At 67.2% G+C, this 26,696-nt stretch carries 20 protein-coding genes; 4 read left to right on the top strand and 16 right to left on the bottom strand.

Annotated elements, in window-relative coordinates; translation table 11 throughout:
- Window positions 1-78 precede the first annotated feature (78 nt).
- The 9 genes from AC1DOX_RS12105 to AC1DOX_RS12065 all read right to left on the bottom strand — a co-directional run bounded on the left by AC1DOX_RS12105 (window position 79) and on the right by AC1DOX_RS12065 (window position 11,013).
- Window positions 79-1,119 (bottom strand): branched-chain amino acid ABC transporter permease, encoded by a 1,041-nt coding sequence (locus AC1DOX_RS12105; protein WP_441618872.1) that lies wholly within the window; start codon window positions 1,117-1,119, stop codon window positions 79-81.
- On the bottom strand, window positions 1,119-2,003 hold the full coding sequence (locus AC1DOX_RS12100; protein ID WP_092138451.1) for a branched-chain amino acid ABC transporter permease: 885 nt from the start codon (window positions 2,001-2,003) through the stop codon (window positions 1,119-1,121). Before AC1DOX_RS12100 ends, AC1DOX_RS12105 begins: the two co-directional genes overlap by 1 nt.
- A 121-nt stretch (window positions 2,004-2,124) precedes the next feature.
- A complete protein-coding gene (locus AC1DOX_RS12095; RefSeq protein ID WP_441618870.1) occupies window positions 2,125-3,336 on the bottom strand; it encodes an ABC transporter substrate-binding protein in 1,212 nt (403 codons plus the stop codon).
- 90 nt (window positions 3,337-3,426) lie between these two features.
- On the bottom strand, window positions 3,427-4,152 hold the full coding sequence (locus AC1DOX_RS12090; protein WP_092138449.1) for an ABC transporter ATP-binding protein: 726 nt from the start codon (window positions 4,150-4,152) through the stop codon (window positions 3,427-3,429).
- An 11-nt stretch (window positions 4,153-4,163) separates the two neighbouring features.
- Window positions 4,164-4,937, bottom strand: coding sequence for an ABC transporter ATP-binding protein (locus AC1DOX_RS12085; RefSeq protein WP_092138448.1), 774 nt, complete (start codon window positions 4,935-4,937; stop codon window positions 4,164-4,166).
- A gap of 414 nt (window positions 4,938-5,351) precedes the next feature.
- The gene (locus tag AC1DOX_RS12080) at window positions 5,352-7,013 is read right to left on the bottom strand and encodes a GMC family oxidoreductase (RefSeq protein ID WP_441618867.1); all 1,662 of its coding nucleotides are present in this window, start codon (window positions 7,011-7,013) and stop codon (window positions 5,352-5,354) included.
- A gap of 65 nt (window positions 7,014-7,078) precedes the next feature.
- Window positions 7,079-8,017, bottom strand: a complete 939-nt coding sequence (locus tag AC1DOX_RS12075; protein WP_441618865.1) for an alpha/beta hydrolase — start codon at window positions 8,015-8,017, stop codon at window positions 7,079-7,081.
- A 132-nt stretch (window positions 8,018-8,149) separates the two neighbouring features.
- The gene (gene cueR / locus AC1DOX_RS12070; RefSeq protein WP_092138445.1) at window positions 8,150-8,569 is read right to left on the bottom strand and encodes a Cu(I)-responsive transcriptional regulator; all 420 of its coding nucleotides are present in this window, start codon (window positions 8,567-8,569) and stop codon (window positions 8,150-8,152) included.
- Window positions 8,566-11,013 carry a heavy metal translocating P-type ATPase gene (locus AC1DOX_RS12065; protein ID WP_441618862.1) on the bottom strand — a complete coding sequence of 816 codons (2,448 nt, stop codon included), beginning with the start codon at window positions 11,011-11,013 and terminating at the stop codon, window positions 8,566-8,568. The genes cueR and AC1DOX_RS12065 overlap by 4 nt, the downstream gene beginning before the upstream one ends.
- A 197-nt stretch (window positions 11,014-11,210) precedes the next feature.
- Between AC1DOX_RS12065 and AC1DOX_RS12060 the strand changes: the two genes are divergently transcribed.
- On the top strand, window positions 11,211-11,423 hold the full coding sequence (locus tag AC1DOX_RS12060; protein ID WP_092138443.1) for a heavy-metal-associated domain-containing protein: 213 nt from the start codon (window positions 11,211-11,213) through the stop codon (window positions 11,421-11,423).
- 91 nt (window positions 11,424-11,514) lie between these two features.
- On the opposite strand, the gene AC1DOX_RS12055 is transcribed toward AC1DOX_RS12060, so the two are convergent.
- The 3 genes from AC1DOX_RS12055 to AC1DOX_RS12045 form a co-directional block, all read right to left on the bottom strand.
- Window positions 11,515-12,243: an OmpW/AlkL family protein gene (locus AC1DOX_RS12055; RefSeq protein WP_092138442.1), complete on the bottom strand. Its 729-nt coding sequence runs from the start codon at window positions 12,241-12,243 to the stop codon at window positions 11,515-11,517.
- Between the two features lie 286 nt (window positions 12,244-12,529).
- Window positions 12,530-13,489, bottom strand: a complete 960-nt coding sequence (locus AC1DOX_RS12050; RefSeq protein WP_441618859.1) for a delta(1)-pyrroline-2-carboxylate reductase family protein — start codon at window positions 13,487-13,489, stop codon at window positions 12,530-12,532.
- Between the two features lie 55 nt (window positions 13,490-13,544).
- A complete protein-coding gene (locus AC1DOX_RS12045) occupies window positions 13,545-14,540 on the bottom strand; it encodes an aldo/keto reductase (RefSeq protein ID WP_441618857.1) in 996 nt (331 codons plus the stop codon).
- Between the two features lie 135 nt (window positions 14,541-14,675).
- Between AC1DOX_RS12045 and AC1DOX_RS12040 the strand changes: the two genes are divergently transcribed.
- Window positions 14,676-15,605, top strand: coding sequence for a LysR family transcriptional regulator (locus AC1DOX_RS12040; RefSeq protein ID WP_441618855.1), 930 nt, complete (start codon window positions 14,676-14,678; stop codon window positions 15,603-15,605).
- 3 nt (window positions 15,606-15,608) lie between these two features.
- Here AC1DOX_RS12040 and pbpC read toward each other — a convergent pair whose 3' ends face one another.
- The 4 genes from pbpC to AC1DOX_RS12020 all read right to left on the bottom strand — a co-directional run bounded on the left by pbpC (window position 15,609) and on the right by AC1DOX_RS12020 (window position 25,152).
- Window positions 15,609-17,834 (bottom strand): penicillin-binding protein 1C, encoded by a 2,226-nt coding sequence (gene pbpC / locus AC1DOX_RS12035; RefSeq protein ID WP_477101283.1) that lies wholly within the window; start codon window positions 17,832-17,834, stop codon window positions 15,609-15,611.
- Between the two features lie 11 nt (window positions 17,835-17,845).
- Window positions 17,846-18,550, bottom strand: coding sequence for a lysoplasmalogenase (locus AC1DOX_RS12030; protein WP_441618851.1), 705 nt, complete (start codon window positions 18,548-18,550; stop codon window positions 17,846-17,848).
- Window positions 18,547-24,576, bottom strand: a complete 6,030-nt coding sequence (locus AC1DOX_RS12025) for an alpha-2-macroglobulin family protein (RefSeq protein ID WP_441618985.1) — start codon at window positions 24,574-24,576, stop codon at window positions 18,547-18,549. The genes AC1DOX_RS12030 and AC1DOX_RS12025 overlap by 4 nt, the downstream gene beginning before the upstream one ends.
- Before the next feature lie 96 nt (window positions 24,577-24,672).
- Window positions 24,673-25,152 carry an Lrp/AsnC family transcriptional regulator gene (locus AC1DOX_RS12020; protein WP_092138435.1) on the bottom strand — a complete coding sequence of 160 codons (480 nt, stop codon included), beginning with the start codon at window positions 25,150-25,152 and terminating at the stop codon, window positions 24,673-24,675.
- A gap of 142 nt (window positions 25,153-25,294) precedes the next feature.
- Between AC1DOX_RS12020 and phhA the strand changes: the two genes are divergently transcribed.
- Both phhA and AC1DOX_RS12010 read left to right on the top strand, forming a co-directional pair.
- Window positions 25,295-26,230 (top strand): phenylalanine 4-monooxygenase, encoded by a 936-nt coding sequence (gene phhA, locus AC1DOX_RS12015; RefSeq protein ID WP_441618849.1) that lies wholly within the window; start codon window positions 25,295-25,297, stop codon window positions 26,228-26,230.
- 129 nt (window positions 26,231-26,359) lie between these two features.
- The gene (locus tag AC1DOX_RS12010; RefSeq protein WP_092138623.1) at window positions 26,360-26,659 is read left to right on the top strand and encodes a 4a-hydroxytetrahydrobiopterin dehydratase; all 300 of its coding nucleotides are present in this window, start codon (window positions 26,360-26,362) and stop codon (window positions 26,657-26,659) included.
- Window positions 26,660-26,696: the final 37 nt, after the last annotated feature.

Below are 26,696 nucleotides of genomic sequence, written 5' to 3'. Positions count from 1 at the left end.
TGCTTATGAAACAAGCTAGCAGAAACCCTAGCCCCAAAATCGGGCATGCCTCCCGATCATCACTCGCGTTTTTGCCACTTATTGCGATTTCTTGTGACTGGTGAGGGCGATGAGTTCGCCCATGATGCCACGCCGGAAAGTCAGCACGCAGATCACGAAGATCACACCCGTCACCATCGTCACCGATTCGCCCAGCACATTGAACCAGCCGATGCCGGTCGTCGAGGCCAGGAACGATCCGATGTCGCCGAGCTTGTTCTCCAGCGCCACGACCACGAACGCGCCGACGATAGGGCCGGACAACGTACCCAGGCCGCCGACCAGCGTCATCAGGATCACGGAGCCCGACATCGACCAGTGCACGTCGGTCAGCGTGCCAAAGCCGAGCACCAGCGCCTTGATCGAACCCGCCAGGCCGGACAGCGCCGCCGACAGCACGAAGGCCAGCAGCTTGAAGCGGTCCACGTCGTAGCCCAGCGAGATCGCGCGCGGCTCGTTTTCCTTGATGGCCTTCAGGATCTGGCCGAACGGCGAGTACACCGTGCGCACGATCAGCGCAAACGCGGCGACGATGATCGCGAGCGCCACGTAGTAGAGCGTCAGGTCATCGGACAGCGACAGTACGCCGAACAGCTTGCCGCGCGGAATCCCTTGCAGGCCGTCCTCGCCACCGGTGAACGGCGCCTGCAGGCAGATGAAGAACAGCATCTGCGCCAGTGCCAGCGTGATCATCGAGAAGTAGATGCCCTGCCGGCGGATGGCCAGCGAGCCCACCACGTACCCAATCAGCGCACCCGTGAGCGTGCCCAGGATCAGTCCGATTTCGGGCGTCACACCCCAGACCTTCATGGCATGGCCGGCAGCGTACCCCGCGCCGCCGAAAAAGGCCGCGTGGCCGAACGAGAGCAGTCCGGTGAAGCCGATCAGCAGGTTGAAGGCGCAGGCAAACAGCGCGAAGCACATGACCTTGAGCACGAACACCGGGTACGCGCCGGCCATCGGCGCCACGATCAGGCCCAGCAGCAGCAGGCCATACAGGACTTTCTTTTGCACGCCCGTTCCTTCCTTCACGCGATTGGCGCCAACCGCCACCGTGGTTTGTCCGGTCTGTCCGCTCATCACTTTTCCCTCCCGAACAACCCTGCTGGTCGCAGCAACAGCACAATCACCATGATGAAGAAGACGACGGTCGCCGACGCTTCAGGATAGAACACCTTGGTCAGGCCTTCGATCACGCCCAGCCCCAGGCCCGTCAGGATCGAACCCATGATGGAGCCCATGCCGCCGATCACCACCACGGCGAACACCACGATGATGAGGTTCTGCCCCATCAGCGGCGACACCTGGATCACCGGCGCGGCCAGCACGCCGGCAAAGGCTGCCAGCGCCACGCCGAAGCCGTAGGTCAGCGTCACCATCAGTGGCACGTTCACGCCGAACGCCTCCACCATCTTCGGGTTCTCGGTGCCGGCACGCAGGTACGCGCCCAGCTTGGTTTTCTCGATCACGAACCAGGTAGCGAAGCACACCACCAGCGACGCCGCCACGACCCATGCGCGGTAGTTCGGCAGGATCATGAAGCCGAGATCGGTGGCGCCTTGCAGCGCATCGGGCGGCGAGTACGGCAGCCCGGACACGCCGTAGATCGAGCGGAACACGCCTTCGATCACCAGCGTGATGCCCAGCGTGAGCAGCAGGCCGTAGATGTGATCGAGCTTGTAGATCCAGCGCAGCATGGTCTTCTCGATGATCACGCCGAGCAGCCCGACGATGATCGGCGAGAGCGCCAGCATCACCCAGTAATTCAGCCCGGCGTACTCCATGCCCGCCCAGGCAAGCAGGGCGCCAAGCATGAAGAGCGCGCCGTGCGCGAAGTTGATCACGTTGAGCAGGCCGAAGATCACGGCCAGCCCAAGACTCAGCATCGCGTAGAAGGCGCCGTTGACCAGCCCCAGCAGCAGCTGGGACAGCATGGCGGGAAGGGGTATTCCGAAGATGTCCATGGCAAATTGCCGTTGTGCACTACGTGACTGCTCCCCTTTTCCGTGTACGGGATTGCCGCGTGCGAAAAAGGGGAGCCAACCGTCGGGACCTATATCACCGACGGCACTTTCCTCTGCCTGCTTACTTCTTCAGCATCGAGCACTTGGATTCGGCAACCGTCGTGAAGGCCTGGTCGCCCGGAACCGTCGCAACGACCTTCATGTAGTCCCACGGCTTCTTCGAATCGGCCGGCGCCTTCACCTGCATCAGGTACATGTCGTGGATGCCGCGACCGTCCTGGCGGATGTAGCCGTTCTTGGCGTAGATGTCATTGATCTTCGCCTTCTTCAGCTCGACCATGACCTTGTCCGGATCATCCGTCTTGGCGGCTTCCACAGCCTTCAGGTACGTCGAGACCGCCGAGTAGTCAGCCGCCTGCAAGCTGCTCGGCATCTTCTTCATCTTGCCGAAATAGCGGTTGGCCCACTTGCGGGTGTCGTCGTTCATGTCCCAGTACCAGCTGTCCGTCATCAGCAGGCCTTCGGTGTTCTTCAGGCCCAGGCTGTGGACATCGTTGATGAACATCAGCAGGCCAGCGATCTTCATCGTCTTGGTGATGCCAAATTCCTTGGCCGCCTTGATCGAGTTGATCGTGTCGCCACCGGCGTTGGCCAGACCCAGGATCTGCGCCTTGGACGATTGGGCCTGCAGCAGGAACGACGAGAAGTCCGATGCGGACAGCGGGTGACGCACGGAACCGGTCACCGTGCCGCCGTTGGCCTTCACCACTGCGGCGGTGTCGTTCTCGAGCGAGTGGCCGAACGCGTAGTCGGCGGTCAGGAAGAACCACGACTTGCCGCCCTGCTTCACCACCGCGCTGCCGGTGCCCTTGGCCAGCGCCACCGTGTCATACGCGTAGTGCACCGTGTACGGCGAGCACTCTTCGTTGGTCAGGCGGGCCGTGCCGGCGCCGATGTTGATGTAGACGCGCTTCTTGTCCAGCGCCACCTTGTTCATGGCCAGTCCGGTACCGGAGTTGGTGCCGCCGATCAGCACGTCCAGGCCCTGCTGGTCCATCCACTCGCGTGCCTTGGAGGCGGCAATGTCGGCCTTGTTCTGGTGGTCCGCGGACAGCAGTTCGATGGGCTTGCCCAGCACCTTGCCGCCGTGATCCTCAATGGCCATCTTGATCGCTTCCAGGCCCCCCGGCCCGTCGATGTCGGCGTACAGGCCCGACAAATCGGTGATGTAGCCGATCTTCACGGTATCGCCAGACACCTGCGCGGATGCGCCCGTCGCAAAGGTACCAAAGACAGTAGCCGCCACCGCGACCGCCAGCCGAGTCATCTTCATCTTTTGTCTCCTGAGTTTCGGCGGCGTCTCACGCCAGCCTTTCCTGCCACCATCAATCATGCGACCCATGCGCCGGAACGGCGCCACGGATCAGACCCCAAGCAGTTCGTTCAGCACCGGCATCTTGGCCTGCAGCTCCGCCGCGGCAAAGCGCTCGACGATCGTGCCGTGCTCCATCACATAGAAGCGGTCCGCCAGCGGCGCGGCGAAGCGGAAGTTCTGCTCCACCATCACCACCGTGTAGCCCTTCTTCTTGAGCATCAGGATCATGCGGGCCAGCGCCTGCACGATCACCGGCGCCAGGCCTTCGGAAATCTCGTCGAGCAGCAGCAGGTTGGCACCCGTGCGCAGGATGCGGCCAACGGCCAGCATCTGCTGTTCGCCACCCGAGAGCCGCGTGCCCTGGCTCTGGCGACGCTCGGCCAGGTTCGGGAACATCTCGTAGATGTCGGCCTCGCTCATGCCCTTGTCCGCGTTGGCGCCTTTCAGCACCGGCGGCAGCAGCAGGTTTTCCTCGCACGACAGGCTCGAGAAGATCGCCCGCTCTTCCGGGCAGTAGCCGATGCCGTAGTGCGCGATCTTGTGCGTGGGCAGGCCGATGGTCTCGTGCCCGTTGACCTTGATCGATCCCTTGCGCGTGCCTGTGAGGCCCATGATCGCGCGCATGGTGGTGGTGCGGCCGGCGCCATTGCGTCCCAGCAGCGTGACCACCTCGCCGGGGTTCACGGTCAGGTCCACGCCATGGAGGATGTGCGATTCGCCGTACCAGGCGTGCAGGTCCTTGATCTCGAGCGCGGGGGTAATCGTATTCGTCATGTCCCGGCTCCTCAGTGCGCGCCCTGCAGCTCGGCGTCAACCGTGCCCATGTAGGCTTCCATCACGCGCGGGTCCTTCGACACCTCCGCGTACGGCCCTTCGGCCAGAATCGCGCCGCGCTGCAGCACGGTGATCTTGTCGGCGATGGACGACACCACGTTCATGTTGTGCTCCACCATCAGGATGGTGCGGCCGGCCGATACCTTCTTGATCAGTTGCGTGACGCGGTCCACGTCCTCGTGGCCCATGCCCTGCGTGGGCTCGTCCAGCAGCATCAGCTCGGGCTCCATCGCCAGCGTGGTGGCGATCTCCAGCGCGCGCTTGCGGCCGTACGGCAGGTTGACGGTGACGGTGTTGGCGAACTCGGTCAGGCCGACCTGCTCGAGCAGCTCCATCGCGCGGTCGTTAAGCACATCGAGCGAACGCTCGCTGCGCCAGAACTGGAACGCGGTGCCGAGCTGGCGCTGCAGGCCGATGCGCACGTTCTCGCGCACGGTCAGGTGCGGGAACACGGCGGAAATCTGGAACGAGCGGATCACGCCGCGCCGCGCGATTTGCGCGGGCTTTTCGCGGGTGATGTCGATGCCGTTGAAAAGAATGGTGCCGGTGGTCGGCTCCAGGAACTTGGTGAGCAGGTTGAAGCAGGTGGTCTTGCCCGCGCCGTTGGGGCCGATCAATGCATGGATCGAGCCGCGCCGTACGCGCAGGTTAACGTCGCTCACCGCGGTGAACCCCTTGAATTCCTTCGTGAGGTTCTTGGTTTCCAGGATGGTTTCCTGAGTCATAGTCTCCTGCCCGCCCTCTTGCTGCGACGCCGGATTTTGGCCGGCACTGACAATGGTTCGAACTGCGGCGCTTTTGTCGCCATGCTTGCCGCGTTATAGGTGTGTGGGGCGGCGCGGCTGCCGCAGGTATGACGGGCGCGCGGAAGACGCAGGATGTGCAGGCTCGGGCACCGTATACCGGCGCCTATTGTGTGCGCCTGTTGCGTCGCAAAACATCGGGGTTTGCACTAATCATGAAACATGAACCAGATGTCATGTTTGCAACATGACGCGGAGGCCGTGTGGCGCGCCGCACCGACACGTGCGCAGTGGCGTGCAAGCCGCCGCGCACGGGCGTAAGACTTACCCGATCCGCGCACCGGCGGACAAGCCACCGGCCACGTGCACCGCTGGCGTGCGGCCGGGGTGCGGCCGCTATGCGGGCTGCACGGCGGGGACGACGTCCGCGGTGGCGGTTTGCCGTGCCTTGCGGTCTGCCCGGATCATGTCGCTGGCGCGCTCGGCGATCATGATCGTCGGCGAGTTTGTATTGCCCGACGTGATCAGCGGCATGACCGATGCATCGACCACACGCAGCCCGGCGATGCCGCGCACGCGCAGGCGGCTGTCCACCACGGCGTCCGGATCTTCCGTCGTGCCCATGCGGCAGGTTCCCACGGGGTGGAAGATGGTCGTGCCGATGGCGCCCGCGGCCTCGGCCAGTTGCTCGTCGGTCTCGAACGCGGCGCCTGGCAGCCATTCCTGCGGCTGGTACGGTGCCAGCGCGGGCGATGCGACGATGCGTCGCGTCAGCCGGATCGAGTCGGCGGCCACCTTGCGGTCTTCGTCCGTGGACAGATAGTGGGGCGCGATCACCGGCGCGCGGCGGAAATCGGCACCGTCGATATGCACACTGCCGCGCGACGTGGGCCGCAGATTGCAGACGCTGGCCGTGAAGGCATTGAAGTCATGCAGCGGATCGCCAAACTTGTCGAGCGACAGCGGCTGCACGTGATATTCGAGGTTGGGCCGCGCGTAGCCGGGATCGCTGCGCGCGAACGCGCCGAGCTGCGAAGGCGCCATGCTCATCGGCCCGCTCTGGTTGAAGGCGTACTGCAGGCCGATGCCGAGCTTGCCCCACCACTTCGACGCGCGCGTATTGAGCGTACGCACGCCCTCCACCTTCACCACGGTGCGCAGCTGCAGGTGATCCTGCAGGTTCTCGCCCACGCCCCGCAACGCATGCCGCACGCGGATGCCCAGCGATTGCAGCCGATCCGGCTGGCCGATGCCGGACAATTCCAGCAGCTGCGGCGAGTTGACGGCGCCGGCCGCCAGGATCACCTCCTCGGTCGCGCGGGCCTCGCACGCCTTGCCGCCGCCCAGGTATTGCACGCCCGTGCAGCGGCGCCCGTCGGGTCCGTCGAATGTCAGCGCACTCACCTGCGCACCGGTGACGATCGTCAGATTGGACCGATCGGAGGCACGGCGCAGGAACGCCTTGGAGGTATTCCACCGAATGCCGCGCCGCTGGTTGACCTCGAAGTAACCCACGCCGAAGTTGTCGCCGCGATTGAAGTCATCGGTACGCGGTATGCCGGCCTGCTCCGCCGCATCGATGAAGCGCTCCAGGATGTCCCAGCGCAGCCGTTGTGCTTCCACGCGCCATTCGCCGCCCGCGCCGTGGAATTCGTTAGCGCCACGGTAATGATCCTCGCTGCGCCTGAACAGCGGCAGCACATTGTCCCAGCGCCAGCCATCGTCGCCCGAGAGACGCGCCCAGTCTTCGTAATCCTCGCGCTGGCCACGCATGTAGATCATGCCGTTGATCGATGACGATCCCCCCAGCACACGCCCGCGCGGATAGCCGAGCGACCGGCCGTTCAGGCCCGGCTCCGCCGCCGTGCGGTACAGCCAGTCCGTGCGCGGGTTGCCGATGCAGTACAGATAGCCGACCGGGATATGGATCCAGTGATAGTCGTCCTTGCCGCCCGCTTCCAGCAGCAGCACATTGACATCGGCGTCTTGCGTGAGACGGTTGGCCAGCACACAGCCGGCCGAGCCCGCCCCCACGATAATGTAGTCGTACGTCTCCATATCCCCTGCATCGGTTTTATTGTCGGAATGCCGGAGATCATCGCACGACTCGCGCCCGCCCGTCGTCAGGGCTTTGCCGGAGTCACCAGGTGGCGCCCCAGCCAGCCGGACAGTGCGGCGAATACCTCGCCGCGCAGTGGCTCGGCCTCATTGAAAATCTCGTGGTATCCGGTTTCGAACCAGACCATCTCGCGCAGGTCTTCCGGCGCGCTGTCATGGAAGGTGCGGCTCCCGGCCGGATCGACGATGCGATCCGCACCGCCCACCAGCATCAGCATGGGCGACTCGAGCCGCGGCGCATCGGCCTGCGCCTGCGCCATGCCGCGAATAAAGGACTCCAGCACGCCGGCAGTGATCGTGCCTTGCACGAGCGGATCGGTACGATAGGCGCGCGCCACCTCGGGATCGTGGGAGAGCAGCCGCGCGTCGATCGGGTTCGGCACGCGCAGCCGCGGCACCAGCGCCAGCAACACGCGATGCAGCGTCATCATGCCGCCCGACAACCTCAGCGCCAGCGCGGGCGACGACAGGATCAGCGCACGGATCGGACGTACGCGCCCCGTGGCAAAGCGCGCCGCGACCAGGCCGCCCATGCTGTGGCCCAGCACGATCGGCATCTCGTTCCACTGGCGCACGGCGGCATCGTGGATTTCGGCGAGATCCTCGACGTAGATATCCGGATGCGGCACCACCATGCGCGGGCCGCCGCTGGCCCCGTGGCCGCGCTGGTCGTACGCGCGCACGCGCACGCCCAGCCCGCAAAGGAGATCCGCGACGTGGAGATAGCGGCCGCAATGCTCGGCCAGGCCATGGACCAGCAGCAACGTGCCGAGCGGCTCGGGATAGCGCTGGGGATCTGGCAGCCACGTGCGCAACAGCAATTCCGTGCCGTCGCGCATGCGCTGGCGGGATTCGGTCGGCAAGATGGTGGTGGTGGTTACCGCGCGCGCGGCGGTATCGGGCATGCCGGCGCCGGGCCCGGCAGTGGTCACAGGTTCGTCCATCCCACTCGTCTCCTCGTTGGGTGCCTGCTTCTTGTTGTTGTCATGGAAAACAGGCGCGTCACGCGCGCCTTTGCTGCACTGCGGCAGCTACCCTCAGCGTCCTTCAGCCTCCCCGGCGGACGTCAACCAACCTCAGTCATGGCAGGACGCGCGGTCGTCGCCGTCCACGCTGGCCATGTCCGAAAGGATTGGGCAGTCGGGCCGGTGATCGCCGCTGCACGCATCGGCCAGCGCACGCAGCGTGTCGCGCATGGCAGTCAGCTCGGCAATGCGCACCTCCAGGTCCGCCACGTGCTTCAGCGTCAGCGCCTTGACGTCGGCGCTCGCGCGCGCCCGGTCGTGCCACAGCGACAGCAGCCCGCGAATCTCGTCGAGCGAGAATCCGAGATTACGGGCGCGCCGGACGAAGCGCAAGGTGTGCACGGCGCGTTCGTTGTAGCGGCGATATCCACCCTCGCTGCGCGGCGGCGGCGCCACCAGGCCGATGGATTCGTAGTGGCGGATCATCTTGGCGGACACACCTGATGCGTCCGCGGCTTCACCGATATTCATCGCGATCCCTCATGAGTGGATGCCGCCGGCGCGGCGGGATGCCAGCGCCGCAGCAGCAGCGCATTGGCGACCACGCTGACGCTGGAGAACGCCATGGCCGCACCGGCCACCACCGGATTAAGCAGGCCGGCCGCAGCCAGCGGAATCCCAATCACGTTGTAGATAAAGGCCCAGAACAGGTTCTGGCGAATCTTGCCCACGGTGCGGTGCGACACCCTCAGCGCATCGGCCACCAGCGCCGGGTCACCACGCATCAGCGTAATCCCGGCCGCATGCATCGCGACATCCGTGCCGGTCGACATGGCGATCCCCACGTCGGCCGCCGCGAGCGCAGGGGCGTCGTTGATGCCGTCGCCGACCATCGCCACGATGGCGCCACCGTCCTTGAGCGCCGCCACGCGCGCTGCCTTGTCTTCCGGCAACACCTCGGCCTGCACGGCATCGAGCCCCAGTGCCTTGCCCACCCGCGCGGCCGCGCCGGCGTTGTCGCCAGTTAGCATCACGGTGCGGATACCGGCGGCGCGCAGCCGGGCGATGGCATCGGCGGCGCCGGGCTTCAAGGCATCGCCAAACGCGACCAGCCCGGCCACGCGCGGCGGCGAGGTTTCGATCAGCCACGAGACCGTGCGGCCCTCCTGGCGCAACCGGTCGGCGTCGGCCTGCAACGCGCCGGCGTCCGCATGGAGCGAGTTGCGCAGGCCTTCGCTGCCCAGTTGCAGCGCCTGCCCGTTCACCACGCCGGCAATGCCGCGGCCCGGCAGTGCGCGGACCTCGCTCGCCACGGGCACGACGATGCCGCGTGCCTGCGCGGCGGCCAGCACGGCGCGCGCCAGCGGATGCTCGCTGCCGGCCTGCAAGGCGGCCAGCAGGGCCAGCAGCCGCGCGTCGCCACCGTCGCCAGCGTCGGCGGCACGCAGCGCCACCACCTCGGGCTTGCCCACCGTCAGCGTGCCGGTTTTGTCGAAGGCCACCACGGAGACGCGATGTGCCACTTCGAGCGCCTCGGCGTCCTTGATCAGGATGCCCGCCCTGGCCCCCGCTCCCGTGCCGGCCATGATGGCCGTCGGCGTGGCCAGACCGAGCGCGCACGGGCAGGCGATCACCAGCACCGCGACGGCATTGAGCAGCGCCGCTGTCCAGTCACCGCCGATCAGTCCCCAGCCGAGCAACGTGGCCAGCGCGATGACGAGCACCACCGGCACGAAGACCGCGCTCACCTGGTCGACCATCCGCTGGATCGGTGCCTTGGCCGCCTGGGCATGCTCGACCATCCGGATAATCCGGGCGAGGACGGTCTCCGCTCCCACCGCCACGGTGCGGGCCACCAGCAGGCCTTCGAAGTTGATCGCGCCACCGGTCAGGCGGTCGCCCACGCCCTTCGACACCGGCACCGATTCGCCGGTCAGCATCGATTCGTCGGCATGGCTGCGACCGTCGATCACTTCGGCATCGACAGGAATGCGCTCGCCCGGTCGCACCACGATCTCGTCGCCCACGCGCACGCTGGCCAGCGGCACCGTGGTCTCGACGCCGTTACGGCGCACCTGCGCGGTGTCCGGCCGCAACGCCGCCAGCGCGCGAATGGCTTCGGCGGTCTGGCGCTTGGCGCGCGTCTCCAGCCACTTGCCCAGCCGGACCAGCGTGATCACCACGGCGGCGCTTTCAAAATAGAGATGCGGCATGGCCTCCCCCGCATCGGCCATTTGCCACAGCGACAGGCCATAGGCAGCCGAGGTGCCCAGGGCCACCAGCAAATCCATATTGCCGGCGCCCGCGCGCACGGCCTTCCAGCCGGCCTTGTAGAAGCGCCAGCCGAACACGAACTGCACGGGCGTCGCCAGCAGCCATTGCACCCAGCCGGGCAGCATCGCGTGGATGCCGAACCAGCCGAGCACCATCGGCGCGATCAACGGCAGCGACAGGAGCGCCGAGATCGCCACGGGCCAGGGGCCGGACCAGAAATCCGCGTGGGCCGGTGCCGGAACCTCCGTACCCGGCGCTGCGGTCACGGGTGCTGCGGCGTAGCCGGCACCCGACACGGCGGCCGCGAGCGTGGCGGCCTCGATCGTTCCGCGCAGCACCGTCACGCTGGCACGCTCGGTCGCCAGGTTCACCTGTGCATCCAGCACCCCGGGTACGGCGCGCAACGCCCGCTCCACGCGGCCGACACATGAGGCACAGGTCATGTCGGCAATCGTGAGGTCGATGGTGTCGCGCGGCACGTCGTAGCCGGCATCGGCAACCGCCTGCGCGGCAGCGGTCAGCGCGGCGCCATTGTCGGCATGCAGCGTGGCCTGCTCGGTGGCGAGGTTAACGGCAACATCACGCACGCCGGGCACCTTGGCCAGTGCGTTTTCCACACGGCGCACACATGACGCGCAGGTCATGCCGTCCACGGGCAGGCGCCATTCGGCAGGGGTCAGGGCGGAGGGAACACTGGACATGGCGGAACGGTATTCACGAAAGCTGCGAGAGCGATGACTTGACTGTGGACCTTACCATCATTGGAAGGTCAAGGTCGGGCCGCGTGAAACCGCCGCTTGCGCTTCCCACCATGGGAAGGTTCACACTACAGTCTGTCAGTCCGCTCAATCCGCTCAGTGCGTTTAGTCTGGTCAGTTATTTCTCAAGGAGTCTTAGGATGATCCAGTTTCAGGTCGAAGGCATGTCCTGCAACCATTGTGTCGGTGCCATCACCCGTGCCGTCCAAGCCGTGGACCCGGCCGCGCGTGTGACGGCCGATGTGCCGACGCAGGCGGTCAGCGTGGAATCCGGCGCCGATCGCCAGGCGCTCCAGCAGGCCATCGAAGGGGCCGGCTATCCGGTCAAATCCGCCGTGACCTCCGCAGGCTGAGCACGGCGGCAGCACTAATAAGAAAGGGCACCCGAAGGTGCCCTTTCCTGTTTCCTGACCCCAGGCATTCCCGCTGGCGGGAGATGTCTGGTCAGAAGCGGTAGCCGACGCTCAGGAACGTCACCACCGGGTTGATCTTGATCTTGGTGTGCGACTGCACCGTGGCGCCATTGGCCAGCGTGGTCGTGAAGTTGGCCGTCGTGGAAATCGGCACATACGACACAGACAGGCCCAGGAACCAGTTATCGGTAATGGCGTAGTTGGCGCCGACGTTGAACACCGGGTTCCAGGACGACTTGGCGCTGGCGGTCATGTGCGAGCCCGGGCCGAATTCGCTCTGGACGAAGGTCTGGTTGGTCACGGTTTCGCCGGTGAACCAGGTGTAGTTCACACCGATACCCACGTACGGGCGGAACTTGGTCTTGGCGTCGAAGAAGTGCCACTTGGCCACGATCGCCGGGCTCCACTGGCGCACTTCGCCCAGCTTGCCGTACTTCTCATAGCCACGGTCACCGCTCACATCGTGCTTCGGCGGAATGCCAGCCACGAACTCGGCGGAGATGTTGTCGGTGAAATAGTGGCTGAAGGCCAGGCCGACCGTGTCGGCTGTGTCGATCGTCGCACCCGTGTTCGGGCGCTGCAGGCCACCCGTGGGACGGCCGGCGACCGAATCGATGGTCAGGTTTTCCGAATGCCCCATCGGCATCACACGGAACCAACCCAGGCTCACAACGTTGCTGCCCGCGGATTGTGCCTGGGCGACGCCTGCGAGCGCCATGGCGGCGCCTGCCACCAGCATCTTCTTATAGATTTTTGTCATAGATCCTCTTACTCCTCGTTTACATCACAACCACTGCAAGGCACGCATTATCCTGCGTGACGTGCACGGCCTGATTCAAACGAGATACCGGTCGGTAGAAGAATTGCCCTAAAGGCAGGGTTAACCCACAAATCGGATCGGAAACTCCCAATTCCTTGTCGTAAAACGACGCTTTCGCGCAACGCTTTTGTACGCAAAATAAAAGACCACTCATAGTGAGTGGTCTCTCTCCTACATTTCCGATTGGAAGATCACCCGGAAGGGTGAAGACAATATCTCGCGAACATCACTCCCGACTGGCCAGGACGCAGGCCGCCAGGTCCCAGAGGGCGTAGCCGACGCTCTTGAAGACCAGCGGGCTGCCCGTGCGGGAACGTAACGCGTCAGCCGCCAGGATCGCGGTCTCGAACGGTTGCACCGTAGCCCAGTCGATGCCGGCCTGCAGCAGGTCCCCCGCCTCGTCCTCGATACCGAACAGGGTGTCCGCCAACAGCCGCTGGCTGGCGGCCGCGGCCTGGCACAGCCGGGGCGGGAGTTCGCACATCTCGGGCCGAAACGCGCCGACCGCGGCCACGAAATGGCGATCCGTCCACAACCCGCTATCCAGATCGGGCAGGACGGGCACACGGCTGGAGGTCACGGTCACCACCATCGACACGCGCGGCAGCACCTCAGCGACGTCGTCGATCACCGTCGCCTCGACCCCGAGCGTGCGGGCATGAGCGGCCAGGGCTTCCACCTTGTCGCGGGTACGTGACTGCAACCAGACCTTGCGCACGGGCAGCCCGGCGACAAACGCCTCCAGATGGGTTTGCGCCTGCACCCCGGCGCCGACGATCAGCAGTTCGCCATCGGGCACGGGCGCGAAGGATTGCGCCGCCAGCAGCGACACCGCCGCCGTGCGACGCCCCGTCACCGTCGGACCGTCAAGCATGGCGATGCGCTCGCCGGTGTGGGCGTTGGCGACCAGTACCTCGCCCAGGATGTTGGGCAGGCCGCGCTGCGGATTGCCCGGATGCACCGTGATGTTCTTGGTCATCACGAGATCCCGGTTGCAGGCCGGCATCACAAGCAGCGTGCCCTCCCCTTGCGCCGCATCCCCCACCGGCAGCGCGATGCGCGGTGGCGCCATGGCCGTGCCATCGCGCAATTCCCCGAGCATGGCCGCGATGGCCCGGGCGAGTTCGGGGTAAGGCAGGCGAGCCGCCGTGGCGGCGGCATCGAGGGGCATGAACGGAGCGGTCATCTGGGCGACGGGCAGCGGTGGAAAACCGCCATTGTCGCCCAGCCAACGCGCCGGATCAGCGGGACAGCAGCCCCATCACCGCCTCCACATAGCGCGTACCCGCCGCTGCGCCGGCCGGGAACACGGCCTCGATGTCGGCCATATCGCGCGCGGTCAGCTTCACATTCAGCGCGCCGAGGTTGTCGTCGAGATTGGCGATGCGGCGCGTGCCTGGAATCGGCACCACATGGTCGCCGCGCGCCAGTACCCACGCCAGCGCCAGCTGTGCCGGCGTGCAGCCCCGGGCACTGGCCAGCTCCCGCACGGCATCCACCAGCTTCAGGTTGCGCGTGAAGTTGTCGCCCATGAAACGCGGATTGGTCTTGCGATAGTCGTCCGCGTCGAAGTCCTCCGGCGTGCGGATCGCCCCGGTCAGGAAGCCGCGCCCCAGCGGGCTGTATGGCACGAATCCGATGCCAAGCTGCGCGCAAGTGGCCAGGATGCCGTTCTCGTCCACATCGCGCGTCCACAGCGAGTACTCCGTCTGCAACGCGGTGACGGGATGGACCGCATGGGCGCGCCGGATCGTGTCGGCACCTGCCTCGGACAGGCCGATCCACCGCACCTTGCCGGCGCGGACCAGGTCCGCCATGGCGCCGACGGTCTCCTCGATCGGCGTGTGCGGATCCACGCGGTGCTGGTAGTAGAGGTCGATATGGTCGACGCCGAGCCGCTTCAGGCTGGCATCGCACGCCGCCCGGACATACTCGGGGCGGCCGTTGACGCCACGCGCGGCCGGATTCGCCGGATCGCGCACCATGCCGAACTTGGTGGCCAACACCACCTTGTCGCGGCGGCCGGCCAGTGCCCGGCCCACCAGTTGCTCGTTCGTGTGCGGGCCGTAGATGTCCGCGGTGTCCAGCAGGTTCACGCCGCGATCCAGCGCATGGTGGATCGTGCGGATCGATTCGGCGTCGTCGTGCGCGCCGTAGAAATCGCTCATGCCCATGCAGCCTAGGCCGAGGGGGAAGACTTCGGGGCCAACCTGGCCCAGTTTGCGCAATGCGGTCATGTGGAGACTCCTGTGGGGCAATGCAACGATTCGGGGTCGAGAGAGCGATCGGGCCGGACTGGCCGGCCTCGACCGGATGCCCATCAGTATCCCGAGTCGGCGCGCCCGGAAACAGCGTGCTACGCTGCATGGATCATGAAGCCTGACTTCACAATCGACGCCGATTCGCTGCCAGCGCTGGTGGCCTTCGCCTGTGTGGCCCGGATGGGCACCTTCACGGCCGCTGCCGGCGCGCTGGCCGTCAGCCCATCCGCCGTATCGCAGACCATCCGTCACCTGGAGGACCGGCTCGGCGTGCGCCTGCTGCAGCGAACCACGCGCCGCGTGGGGCTGACCGAAGCCGGCGCCGCCCTGCTCGCGCGCGTGGAACCGGCACTGGCGGAGATCCACGCCGCCACGGACGATGTGCGCCAGCAACGCGACATGCCCGTGGGGACGCTGCGGCTGACGAGTTCGCACTCGGCCGTCGTCATCGCGCTGCGCCCGATCCTCACGGACTTCATGCGCGCGTACCCGTCGATCTGCGTGGACCTGGTCACCGACGACCGGTTCATCGACCTGATCGCCGAGGGCTTCGACGCCGGCCTGCGGCTTGGCGAAGCCTTGCAGCAGGATATGGTGGCCATCCCCGTGACCGGCCCAATGCGGATGACGGTAGCCGCATCGCCCGACTACCTGGCGCGCCACGGCACGCCGCAGACCCCGCACGAGCTGCATGACCACGCCTGCCTGCAGTATCGCTTCGGCCCAACCGGCACCGTCTATCGCTGGGAATTTGCACGCAATGGCGGACGGACGTTCACCGTGGACACCCGACCCGCGCTGATCGCCAACGACAAGTCGATGCTGCATCAGGCGGCGCTGGCCGGGCTCGGCCTGATCTACGAATTCCCGCACCACATCCAGGCCGCGCTGGCCTCCGGCGAACTCGTGCCCGTGCTGGAAGCGTGGACGCCTTCGTTCGCCGGCTTCTACCTGTACTACCCCAGCCGTGCGCTGATGCCGCCCAAGCTGCGCGTGTTCGTCGACTTCCTCAAGGCCCGCAAGCTGCCGCCTGCCACCTGACACTCAGCGGCGCACCGATACCCGTTGCGGGCCGGCATCGCGCACGCTGGCGCCCCGTACCTCGATACCGATGTGGTCGACAACCTTGCCAGTGGCATCGACCAGCTCCACGCGGTGTCGTCCCGGCCACGGCAGCCACGCGATCTGCCCGCCCTTGCCCAGCGGCTTGCCATCCATGCGCCAGCTCACCGCGCGCGCGGTCTGGCCGGTCAACCCGTCGGCATGGAACCAGACCCGCTGCGCCGCCGGCGGAATGTCCGGATCGAGCGCGAAAATCGTGCCGTCAGCAGGACTGGCGATGGCAGCCGCCGACGCGGCTTGCGGCGTCGATCCCACGCTGATCCGTCCGATTGCCGTGCCGGACAGGAAGACCTCCTCGCGTGCCGGCTCCAGGTCGTCGGCGAATGTCAGCGCCACGCGCTCCACGCCGGACGGCATCGCGGGCGCGCGACTCGGCGTGGTGCGATGGAGCGCTTCCATGACCTCATGCCACACCGGTGCCGCGCCGGAGACGCCCGACACGTCGTGCATGCTCGCGCCGCTGGCATTGCCGACCCAGACACCGACCGTATAGCGCTGCGACCAGCCGATGCACCAGTTGTCGCGCATGTCCTTGCTGGTTCCGGTCTTCACTGCCGTCCAGAACCGCGTGGTCAGCGGGCTGTCGAGGCCGAAGGTACGCGCCCGCGCGTGACGGTCCGACAGCACGTCGCCCACCACATAGCTCGCGGCCGGCGTCATCACCGTCTGCCCGCGCGCGACGGCGGCGCCCGGCCGCACGCGCGTCGGCCCATAGGCACCCTGATTTGCCAACGCGCGATAGGCATTGGTCAGCGCCAACAGCGACACGTCGGCGCTGCCCAGCGCGAGGCTGTAGCCGTAGTAGTCGCCCGATTGCGTCAGCGGCAGGCCAAGCGCCACCAGCCGCCGATGGAAGCGATGCGGCGTGACCATGACCAGCGTGCGCACCGCCGGCACGTTGAGCGATGACCCCAGCGCCGCGCGCAGGCTCACCCAGCCCGCATAGCGATGATCGTAGTTCTGCGGAATGTAGAGCCCGCCGCCCGTTGGCAGGTTGACAGGCCGGTCGTCGAGCAGCGACGCCGCCGTCAGGCGACGCTCTTCCAGGGCCTGCTCGTAGAGGAACGGCTTGAGCGTGGAGCCCGCCTGCCGCAGCGCGGCGGCATGGTCGACCTGCGCCGCCGATGACAACGCGCCCGACGATCCCACGTAGGCCAGCACATCGCCGCTGGCGTTGTCGATGACGACGACCGCGCCGTCCTCCACATTGCGCGTGGCCAGTTCGCGCAGGTGGCGGTCGAGGCTGCCGACCGCCACGCGCTGCACGTCAGCATCCACCGTCGACGCGATGCGCTGCGGCAGCGGCTTGCCAGCGGGCGTGGCGTCGCGAGTCTGCGCGATCACGATCCGGGCGAGATGCGGAGCGAGGTTGCCACGTCGCATCGCAGTCGTATCGCCAAACGCAGCTGTCGATAAGGCGGCCGTCGACGATGCCTTGGTCAGCGCCAGCGTGGTGAAGCCATCGAGCCCGTCACACTCGCGCGGCTGCTTCATCTCGCGCAGGATGCCGCAGGCACGCTTCGATACCTGCGCGGCCGTGGCATTGGGGCTGCGGACCAGTGCCACCGCCACCGCCGATTCCCGCGCGTCGAGGCCGCTCGGCACCTTGCCAAACAGCGTCTGCGACATCGCCGCGAGCCCCACCAGTTCGCCACGGAATGGCACCAAGTTCAGGTACGCCTCCAGGATCTGATCCTTGCTCCACCCGCGCTCCAGCGACGTCGCGCTGACGACCTGCCCAACCTTCTGCCCGAGACTGCGGCCGCGTCCCGCGCGCAGGTCGTCGTCCAGCAGGCCCGCGAGCTGCATCGTCAGCGTCGACGCACCACGCGTGCGCGTATTCCAGACGTTGGCCCATGCGGCGGCGGCAACGCCCTGCCAGTCGACGCCGCTGTGTGCGTAGAAGCGCTTGTCTTCGGATAGCACGATGGCCGTGCGCAACGCGGGCGACGTGTCCGCCAGCGTCACCCAGTTGCCACGTCGCGCACGAAAGTCGTCGCGCACGCGCGCCAGGGTTTCGCCATAACGATCGACCACGACGATATCGGCGCTGCGCCAGTTGTCGCGCACGTCCCGGAACGCGGGCACCGCGTGAGCGGATGTCGCCAACGTGCATGACAACAGGAAGCCCAGGACGCCGCGCAGCATCGCCGATGGCCTCACGATTCTCCGCGCTGCGACACGATGCCCGCCACCAGCAGCACCTGCGCCACCGCGTAGGTCCACCAGATTCCGAGCTGGTACGTATCGAACGGCGAGAGGAATTTCGCCATGCCGATCATCGCGTCCGAGGCCACGAAGCACAGCGCCCCCAACGCGGTCAGCGGCGTCGGCAACCTCGCGAGCAGCGCCGCGCAGGCCATCGCCGCGAGTGCGCCGATATAGACCGATACGGGCAACATCAAGTCGCCAAGGTTCGGCCAGAAACGGCCGAGCAACGCCCCCGCCGCGCCGATCACGAGCCCGCAGCCGATCAGCCGGTGCGGACGCAAGTCGCCGCACATCGGCACCAGCAGGCGCAGGTAGGCCAGGTGTGCCAGCAGGAAGGCGCCGAGTCCGCCGATGAACGAGATTTTGAGGCCCGGCAGCGCCAGCAGGAAATCGCCGATTGCGGAGAACACCAGCGCGGTCACCAGCCAGCGGCGCTCGCTGACCGGCCGATGGAACCATGCGGCGCGCGCCAACATGATCGCCATCGCCGTCTTCCATGCCGGCTGGTAGGCAATCTGGCCCGTGAGCGGCGTTCCCGCGGGCAGTTCCATCGCCACCTGCAGCAGCAATACACCGTAGACCACGCCCGCCAGCGCACCCGCGATCCACCACTCGCGCACGCGCGCCGGCATTCGCATCGCCAGCCAGCTCATGGCCGGGCTCCCACGGACAACTTCGCATTCGGAGCGGCGCCGAAGACATCGGGCGCGTACATCGCCTCCACCCGCGTGGGCGGCAACGCGAACTCGCCCGCGTTGTTCAGCCGCACCGTGTACTCCACGGCCAGGCCGCCCTTGGGCAGGTAGGCGAAGTATTCGCGATAGGCCTCCGGCGTGCGCTCGGTGAACGTGGACGACGACGTCTTCTGGCCTTGCGTGGCGATCGACGAATCCCGGCCCAGTCCGCTACCGAGGATCGTCGCCCCAGTGGGCACTGGATCGCTGACCACCACCCAGGTCATGTCGGCCTGCGCGTCGACGTCGAGCCGCACGCGATAGGTGTCGCCGCGCGACCAGCGGCCCGCCACGGCCTGATCCACCGGCGTCACCGTACGGCGCACGCGATAGCCGGCGGCGATGGGCTCACGCAGCGGCACGGCGGCCAACGCGCGCACCGTCGCCCACGGACGGCCCGTGCCCTGTTGCTCCACCTGCAGCGTCGCAGGCGTGGCGACAGGTGCCGGCGACGACCTGCCGCCGCTGCCGGCCGGCCACGGCAGATCGAGCGTGCCGCTCGCCACACCGTCCTTCTGGGTGGCCCGCGACCAGTCGAACGTGCGCGCGGTGTCGCCTAGCGTGATCCGCGCGGTGCCGGCCACCGGCGTCTTCTCGAAGGCCTGCGCATAGCGCTGGATCGCCAGCACGCCCCACGCGTTGGCCGTGGTCGTGCCCCACGCGCCGCGCGCCTGACGACCCAGCAGGCCCGTGACCAGCTGCGGCACGTCTTCCTTCCACGCCGGCAGCTGCGTCGCCAGCGCCAGCAAGCGCGCCGCGTTGACATCGCCGCCCGCCATCAGCCACCACCAGTCATCGCTGCGTTCGGTCGAGAACACCAGCCGCGTGCCCTGCACCGACAGCCGGTTGCGCAACAGCTGTTGCGCTTCGGCCAGCAGCTTGTCGCGCTGCGGGATGTCCGGCACGCGCGACAGCAGCGCCAGCCAGTCGATCAGCGCCGATGTGGGCCACTGCGCAGGCAGGATCTGGATCGAACCGAGCATGCGGGCCTGTGCGTGGCCGCTGCGCGACAGCGCTTCCAGCGCAGCCAGCTTGCGCACTTCCAGATCCATCGTCGCCGACGACGGCGCCCAGCGTGGCGGCGTGATGCGACCCTCCACGAATGCGGTCAGCCCGCGCTCCATCTGGCTGCGCAGCGCATCAGGCACGCGCATCGGCAGGCCCGCACGCACCGCCTCGTCGGAGATCGACAGCAGGTAGGCCGTGAGCACCTCGCTACCGGCGCTGTCATCGCTGCGCAGCGGGAAATAGGCCGCAAGGCCATTGCTGTCGAGATAGGACGGCAGCTGGCCCATCAGCGCGTCCCACGCGGCGGCGTCACCCAGGCCCAGTGCCTTCGACGTGCGCTGCTCCAGGCAGCTGAACGGGTAGTGGGCAAACCATTCGCGCACGCCCGGCATGCCTCCCGCCAGCGACGACTGCAGCGATACCTGCATGCCGCCGCGCAGCTTGCCGGCCGGGTCGGTCAGCGCGCCCGCCGGCGCCTGCACCGGCAGGGCCAGCGAGGGCGTCAGCTGCGCCAGCGCCGCCTGCTGGACCGTGACCGGCACCGCCGGCACGATCTGCTGCGACAGCTTGAGCCGGTCGCTGGCGGTGCCGGTAGCCTTCTCGGTGGCGGCGACTTCCCACATCACCGTGCCGCTGCGGCTGTAGGCCAGCAACGCCGGCGCATTGACGTCCCAGCCGATCTCGCGCGATTCGCCCGCCGGGATCTGCACGGTTTGCGCGGGCAGCGTCTGCGCGTCGACCAGCGTCGCGCGGGCGGTGGCCTCCACGGTCATCGCGCGCTGCGTCGTATTGCGCAGCGTGAACATCGCGCGATACCGGTCGTCCTCGCGCACCAGCAGCGGCAGGCCCGAGATCATCTGCAGGTCCTGCGTGGCGGCGATGGTGGCACCACCGGTGCCGAAGCGACCCACGCCGAGATCGGCCACGGCGACGATGCGGAAGCTCGTCAGCGAATCATTGAGCGGCACCTCGAGCGATGCTTTGCCTTCCCCATCGAGCTGCACGCGCGGATTCCACAGCAGCAAGGTGTCGAACAGCTCGCGGGTGGGGCTCTTGCCCCCGCCACCGCCCGCCGGCACCGCCTTGCGGCCATAGTGGCGGCGACCGATGATCTCCATCTGCGCGGTGGCGGTCTCCACGCCGTAGCTGCGCCCTTGCAGCATCGCGTCGAGCAGGTTCCAACTGGTGTTCGGCATCAGTTCCAGCAGGGCCTGGTCGACGGCGGCCAACGCCACCTCGCCGTTCGCGGCCGGCTTGCCATCGGGCAGCTTCACCTGCACCACCACGCGGGCCTTGCCGCGCACGGGGTACGTGGCCTTGTCCGGCGTCACGGTCACGTCGAGCTTGTGCGCTTCGTTGCCAACGCGGATCTCGGCCAGCCCCAGACGGAATGCCGGCTTCGCCAGGTCCACCAGCGGTGACGGCGCCACGTAGTCGCGGCCTTCGCTGCGGAACGCGTGCCACCAGTCGATCGGCTGGCGCCAGCCCCACGTGAAGAACGAATACCACGGCACCTCGCGCAGGCGGCCGCGCACGCTCAGCACCGACACATAGACATTCGGCCCCCAATCGGCCTTCACCTTCAGCCTGACGGTGGGGTCCTTGCCGTTGAGTTCGACAACTTCCGTGTCGAGGATGCCTTCGCGCTCGATCGCCACCAGCGCGGTAGCCTGGCGGAACGGCATGCGCACCTGGAACACGGCCGTGTCGCCCGGCGCGTAAGCCTTCTTCTCCGGCAGCACATCCATGCGATCGTGGTTCTCGCCGCCAAACCAGAGTTCGCCCTGGCGCGTGACCCACACGGTGGTGGCGGCCTGCGACATGCGGCCATCGGCATCGCGCGCGTTCGCCACCAGTTCGATCTCGCCCGCCTGCGCCAGCAACACCTCGCAACGCACGCGGCCCTGCGCATCGGTGCGCGCCTCGCACACCACGCCCAGGTCCTTGCTCTCGCTGCGGTTGTCGTAACGATAGAAGCCGCCCACGACGCGTTTGCGCGCCGAGGTGGTGATGCGCGCGCGCGCCTTCACCTGCACCGGCGAGTCCGCCATCGGCTTGCCCTGCGTGTCGAGCACGACGCCCTGCACGGACAGCTTCTGGTTCACCGACGCCCAGTTGGCCGCGCGGATCCCGGCGACCACGGCCGACGGCCACACGGCAACGGTCTGCCGCAGCGTCTGGATCTCGCCGTTCGGATCGGCGAAGCCGGCCTCCAGCACGAGGTCACCCGGTTTGTCGACCTTCGGCAGCTGCTTGACGGTCACCTTGCCGTTGCCGTCCTTGTCCAGCGTGACGGGCAGCTTGTCGGCGACGAGCTTCTCGGATTCGTCACGCGCGGCGTCCTGCTCGCTCTCTTCCTCGTCGCCCGATACGCTCTCGCGCTGCGGGCGCGGCGGGTTGAACGAGAACTCGTCGTAGTCCGCGAAGTTCACAGTCTTATTGCGCAACAGCGCGGAAACGCGGACGGGCAAGCCCGCCGCACCGCCGCCGTTCAGGTAGTGGACTTCCACGCCTACCGGCACCTCGGCGGGGGCCACCAGCGCGTTGCTCTTTGCCTTCGGATCTTTCGTGACCGACAGCGTGCCTGCGAGCACCGGCAGCCGGAAGGCCTCGACGCGGAAGCTGCCGCTGTCCAGCGTGCGCCCATCGCCATACACCAGTGCAACGGCATACGTGCCGAGCTTTGCCGCCTGTGGGACCTGGAACGTGTTCTCCGCGCTACGACCGCCGGTCGCCGTGATGCGCCATGCGAGCGGGAGCTCATAGGTCTGGCCGCTGCCGTCATGCGTGATGACGATCTTCTCCGGCATCGCCGCCGGCAGGCCAAAGCCCTGCGCCGTCTCCGTGCGCAGCAGATGCTTCATCGACACGGTCTCGCCCACGCGCAGCAAGGTGCGGTCGAAGATCGTATGCGCACGCACGGTCTGGTTCGGACTCATGTCCGTGGGCACATTGAAGCGCCACGTCTCGATGCCGCGGTTCCAGCCGGACATCACGAAGGCCATGTCGGCCTTGCCGCGCGCCTGCGGATGATCGGCGGCGATGCGCGCGGAGACAAAGTAGCCCTCCATCCCGTTTGCGCAATCCTTGTAGCGGCGATCCGGCAATCTGGCGAAACGTGCCACGCCGCTGGCGTCGGTCGTGCCTTCGCCGAGCAGTTCGCCCTCGCAGGTGCGCACGGCGATCTTCGCATTCGGCACGGGCTTGCCGTCGTCGAGCGATGTCACCCACGCCAGCCCGCTCATGTCGCCATCGGCCACGCCGCGCGCCAGCTTGAAATGCACGCCGAGGTTGGTGACCAGCGCCGCGGTGCGTACGTACATCGGCGCGGGCTTGCCAAGCAGTGCGGCGCCCAGCATCGGCGAGGCAATCTCCACCACATGGAAGCCCGGCTCGGGCAGCGGGATGCCGACGACCTCGAAGGGACGTGGTGTCGTATCGTTCAGCTTGGGGATCGCCAGCGTCTTCGCCCCCGCCACGCCATCGAGCAGCGAGACCGAACGCGCTTCGATCGACGGCGCGTTGCGCGGGCTGCGCACGTCCGACGGCGACTTGCCGGCGCGGATCGCATCGAGTTCCTGCTTCGTCCACGACGATTCGTGCATGCGCTTGACCATGCCGAACCAGCGCAGGATCGCCGTATCGTCGTCGACCTTGAGGCGGGCCACGGTTCCGGCTTCCGCGCGGACCGATCTGGCCGGCAGGTCGGCTTCCACATTGCGCAGCGTGACGGGCAGCAGCGGCGGATAGTCGGCCGGGGACTTGCCGCGCGGCACATCGGCGAACCGCTCGACCACCCCGAACGGCGCGGCGGCGAACTTCGCCAGCGGCGGCAACGCAGCCGTCGTCAGCCGGATCGGGAACAGGTCCGCATTGGTCAACGGGCGGCCGCTCTCGTCCTGGATGTCTTTGGGCGCCTCGATGGTGAGGCTGGCTTTTTCGGGGAATGGCGCGGCGAACGTGACCGATTGCACGGTCGCCTCGGCGCGCTGGTCGGGATCGAACGTCGGCGCGCGCGGGCCGGAGGGTGTCTTGAGGACGATGTGTTCGGCCACCTTGCGCGCGATCGGCGCGGTGAACGTCACGGTCAGAGGGCGCAGCGGCGTGCAAGGGGCCTCGGCGCGTTCGCGCTCGCAGGTGAATCCGGCGGCAAAGGCCTCGCGCACGACGAAGTCGAAGCGGCGCGGCGCGGTGGTGGCCAGTCCGGATGGCGTGGCGATGCCGGCATCGAACACGAGCTGCATGCGCGCGCCGGCCGGCAGGCGCTGCTGGCAGGTCAGCAGGTGGATGGCGTCGGCCTCGCGCCGGGCGATCTCCTTCCAGTGCGCGGCGGCAATCACGCTGTCGCGCTCCTTGCCAGTCAGCAGCCGCACGGGGATGCGTTCACCCAGGCCTTCGGCCTGACACCAGGTGTGCGCGAGGATCGATCCGGCCGTGGCCGCGCCGTTGAAACGCAGCGCAAAGACCTGGTCTTCCTCGATCTCCCCGCCGGATGGGCGGGCGGCAATGACGGTGGGGCCGCCGGTCTCGAACCGGTACTCGGGCTTGCCCGTGAAGGGCTTGCCGGCCACGCTCCGGAGTCCGGTGCCCATGCGCACGGAACATCGCACGCCGGGTGGCAGGTCACGCTCGAAATCGAACACCCAGTTGGTAGCGTTGACCCAGCGTCCGCTGCCCCCCACGCTGCCGCCGGTGCATGACACCGCGGCGGGCGGCGCGGCGTTGAGGTCGCCCATCGGCACCATCGGCTCGTCAAAGCGGATCGCCACCTGCCGGACCTGCGGGACGACCCCTTCGGGCGAAAAGCGCGCGACCTGCGCGGCCAGCGCGTCAGGCGCACCGGACATCCCCCACAGCGCAAGACCCGCCGCTGCGGCCAGCCTGCCCGACACAGCCCGCAGGAGCTTCACGCTACGGCACGAGGCGATCTTCCCCATCATCCTGCCTTCTCCGGAATTGGCACCCGGCGAGCGTGACATGCACCGATGGCAAGCGCAAGCTTCAGCACATTCCGATGCAGTCGCGTACCGCATTCAGCGCAAATGCGACAGCGGAAGCGGCCCTTCGCACTTGAGCGCAGTCAGCACGATGTTGGACCGGATGCTCTCCACGCCCGGTACGCGCATCAGCCGCTTCATCGTGAACTCCGCCAGCGTGGGCAGATCGGGCACCACCACGCGGATCAGGTAGTCCGCCTCGCCGGCCACGGAGTAGCATTCCTGCACTTCTTCCAGCAGCAGGATCTCCTCCCGGAAGCGCTCGATGATCGTGTCGCCGTGGTGGGCCAGCTTCACGCTGATAAAGACCAGCACCCCCAGGCCCAGCGCCTGTGACGACAGGTTCACGCGGTAGCCGGTAATCACGCCGTCCGTCTCCAGCCGGGCCAGGCGGCGGCCGACTTGGCTGGGCGACAGATGGACGCGGTCCGCCAGTTGCTGGTGGGTGGAGCGTCCGTCGGCCTGCAGCGCCGCCAGCAACGCCAGGTCGTAGGGGTCCAGGCTGGCCGTAGTCATATCGCGTGAATATCCCGCATCCGGTGATTGAAAGATGCAGATTACATGCACGCCGCCTCGAAACCAAGCCGATTTTGCGGCCAGAACGCGCGCACTGATCGCTAGACTATGCACAAAACCCGCATGACTGGAGACACAAGACATGACCCCATCGGCCGCCCCCCAGGACACCGCGTCCGGCAACTTTGCCGGCACCCTGACCGCGAAGCTCAAGGAACAGTTCGAGGAAGGCCTGTTGTCCGGCCAGGAACTGCGCCCGGACTTCACCATCGCCCAACCGGTGCATCGCTACACCAGCACCGATCATGCGATGTGGCGCCGGCTGTACGAACGCCAGGCATCAATGCTCCAGGGCCGCGTCTGCAACGAATTCCTGCAGGGGCTGGCCACGCTGGGCATGGAACGCGACCGCGTGCCGGAGTTCGACCAGCTCAACGAGACGCTGATGCGCGCCACGGGCTGGCAGGTGGTGGCCGTACCCGGGCTGGTGCCGGACGAGGTGTTCTTCGACCACCTGGCCAATCGCCGCTTCCCGGCGAGCTGGTGGATGCGCAAGCCCGAGCAGCTGGACTACCTGCAGGAACCGGACTGCTTCCACGATGTGTTCGGCCACGTGCCGCTGCTGATCAACCCGATCTTCGCGGACTACATGGAGGCCTATGGCAAGGGCGGTCTGAAGGCCGCCAAACTGGGCGCGCTGGACATGCTGGCCCGCCTGTACTGGTACACCGTGGAATTCGGCCTGATCCGCACCCCGGAGGGCTTGCGCATCTTTGGCGCCGGCATCCTGTCCAGCCAGGGCGAATCGATCTACAGCCTCGATTCGGCCAGCCCGAACCGCATCGGCTTTGACCTGCACCGGATCATGCGCACCCGGTACCGCATCGACACGTTCCAGAAGACCTACTTCGTGATCGACAGTTTCGAACAGCTGTTCGATGCCACGCGCCCGGACTTCACGGCGCTGTACCCGGAGCTGAGCGCGCTGCCCACATTGGGCGCCGGCGACATCGCCGAGGGCGACCGCGTCATCCACGTGGGCACGCGCGAAGGCTGGGCCGACAGCGACGACATCTAAGCCCCGCCGCCCACCCCGCTTTGTGAAACAATGCCGGCATGCCCGGCCGCCAGCGGCGCCCGCCCTCAGGGCCCGGCGGACCAGGCGGGCCGGCGCTTGTCGTTTATGACCTATCAGATCGAGCCCATCATGACGCCTCTTTCGCAAGAAGCCCGCGCGAGCCTGCTCGCGGAACTGCCCGGCTGGACCGCTGTCCAGGACCGCGACGCCATCCAGAAATCCTTCAAGTTTGCCGACTTCAACGCCGCGTTCGGTTTCATGACGCGCGTGGCGCTGCACGCCGACAAGGTGGATCACCACCCCGAGTGGTTCAACGTCTACAACCGTGTGGACATCACGCTCTCCACGCACGATGCCAACGGGCTGACGCAGCGCGATATCGACCTGGCCCGCTTCATCGAACAGGCTGCCGCGGGCCTGGCCCGCTGAGGCACCGGTCGGGAAATAACGGTCGCCGCAGGCCGCC

The organism is Cupriavidus sp. 01L415, assembly GCF_056400065.1.
This window is presented reverse-complemented; position numbering and strand designations above follow the sequence as displayed.

What these genes read in the sequence shown, in the direction of transcription:
- AC1DOX_RS12045 (WP_441618857.1), bottom strand. Translation starts at nt 14,540, where the DNA reads ATGACCGCATTGCGCAAACTGGGCCAGGTTGGCCCCGAAGTCTTCCCC.
- AC1DOX_RS12010 (WP_092138623.1), top strand. Translation starts at nt 26,360, where the DNA reads ATGACGCCTCTTTCGCAAGAAGCCCGCGCGAGCCTGCTCGCGGAACTG.
- AC1DOX_RS12020 (WP_092138435.1), bottom strand. Translation starts at nt 25,152, where the DNA reads ATGACTACGGCCAGCCTGGACCCCTACGACCTGGCGTTGCTGGCGGCG.
- AC1DOX_RS12085 (WP_092138448.1), bottom strand. Translation starts at nt 4,937, where the DNA reads ATGACTCAGGAAACCATCCTGGAAACCAAGAACCTCACGAAGGAATTC.
- AC1DOX_RS12100 (WP_092138451.1), bottom strand. Translation starts at nt 2,003, where the DNA reads ATGGACATCTTCGGAATACCCCTTCCCGCCATGCTGTCCCAGCTGCTG.
- cueR (WP_092138445.1), bottom strand. Translation starts at nt 8,569, where the DNA reads ATGAATATCGGTGAAGCCGCGGACGCATCAGGTGTGTCCGCCAAGATG.
- AC1DOX_RS12105 (WP_441618872.1), bottom strand. Translation starts at nt 1,119, where the DNA reads ATGAGCGGACAGACCGGACAAACCACGGTGGCGGTTGGCGCCAATCGC.
- AC1DOX_RS12075 (WP_441618865.1), bottom strand. Translation starts at nt 8,017, where the DNA reads ATGGACGAACCTGTGACCACTGCCGGGCCCGGCGCCGGCATGCCCGAT.
- AC1DOX_RS12080 (WP_441618867.1), bottom strand. Translation starts at nt 7,013, where the DNA reads ATGGAGACGTACGACTACATTATCGTGGGGGCGGGCTCGGCCGGCTGT.
- pbpC (WP_477101283.1), bottom strand. Translation starts at nt 17,834, where the DNA reads ATGCTGCGCGGCGTCCTGGGCTTCCTGTTGTCATGCACGTTGGCGACA.
- AC1DOX_RS12050 (WP_441618859.1), bottom strand. Translation starts at nt 13,489, where the DNA reads ATGACCGCTCCGTTCATGCCCCTCGATGCCGCCGCCACGGCGGCTCGC.
- AC1DOX_RS12065 (WP_441618862.1), bottom strand. Translation starts at nt 11,013, where the DNA reads ATGTCCAGTGTTCCCTCCGCCCTGACCCCTGCCGAATGGCGCCTGCCC.
- AC1DOX_RS12055 (WP_092138442.1), bottom strand. Translation starts at nt 12,243, where the DNA reads ATGACAAAAATCTATAAGAAGATGCTGGTGGCAGGCGCCGCCATGGCG.
- AC1DOX_RS12030 (WP_441618851.1), bottom strand. Translation starts at nt 18,550, where the DNA reads ATGAGCTGGCTGGCGATGCGAATGCCGGCGCGCGTGCGCGAGTGGTGG.
- AC1DOX_RS12040 (WP_441618855.1), top strand. Translation starts at nt 14,676, where the DNA reads ATGAAGCCTGACTTCACAATCGACGCCGATTCGCTGCCAGCGCTGGTG.
- AC1DOX_RS12060 (WP_092138443.1), top strand. Translation starts at nt 11,211, where the DNA reads ATGATCCAGTTTCAGGTCGAAGGCATGTCCTGCAACCATTGTGTCGGT.
- AC1DOX_RS12090 (WP_092138449.1), bottom strand. Translation starts at nt 4,152, where the DNA reads ATGACGAATACGATTACCCCCGCGCTCGAGATCAAGGACCTGCACGCC.
- AC1DOX_RS12025 (WP_441618985.1), bottom strand. Translation starts at nt 24,576, where the DNA reads ATGGGGAAGATCGCCTCGTGCCGTAGCGTGAAGCTCCTGCGGGCTGTG.
- AC1DOX_RS12095 (WP_441618870.1), bottom strand. Translation starts at nt 3,336, where the DNA reads ATGAAGATGACTCGGCTGGCGGTCGCGGTGGCGGCTACTGTCTTTGGT.
- phhA (WP_441618849.1), top strand. Translation starts at nt 25,295, where the DNA reads ATGACCCCATCGGCCGCCCCCCAGGACACCGCGTCCGGCAACTTTGCC.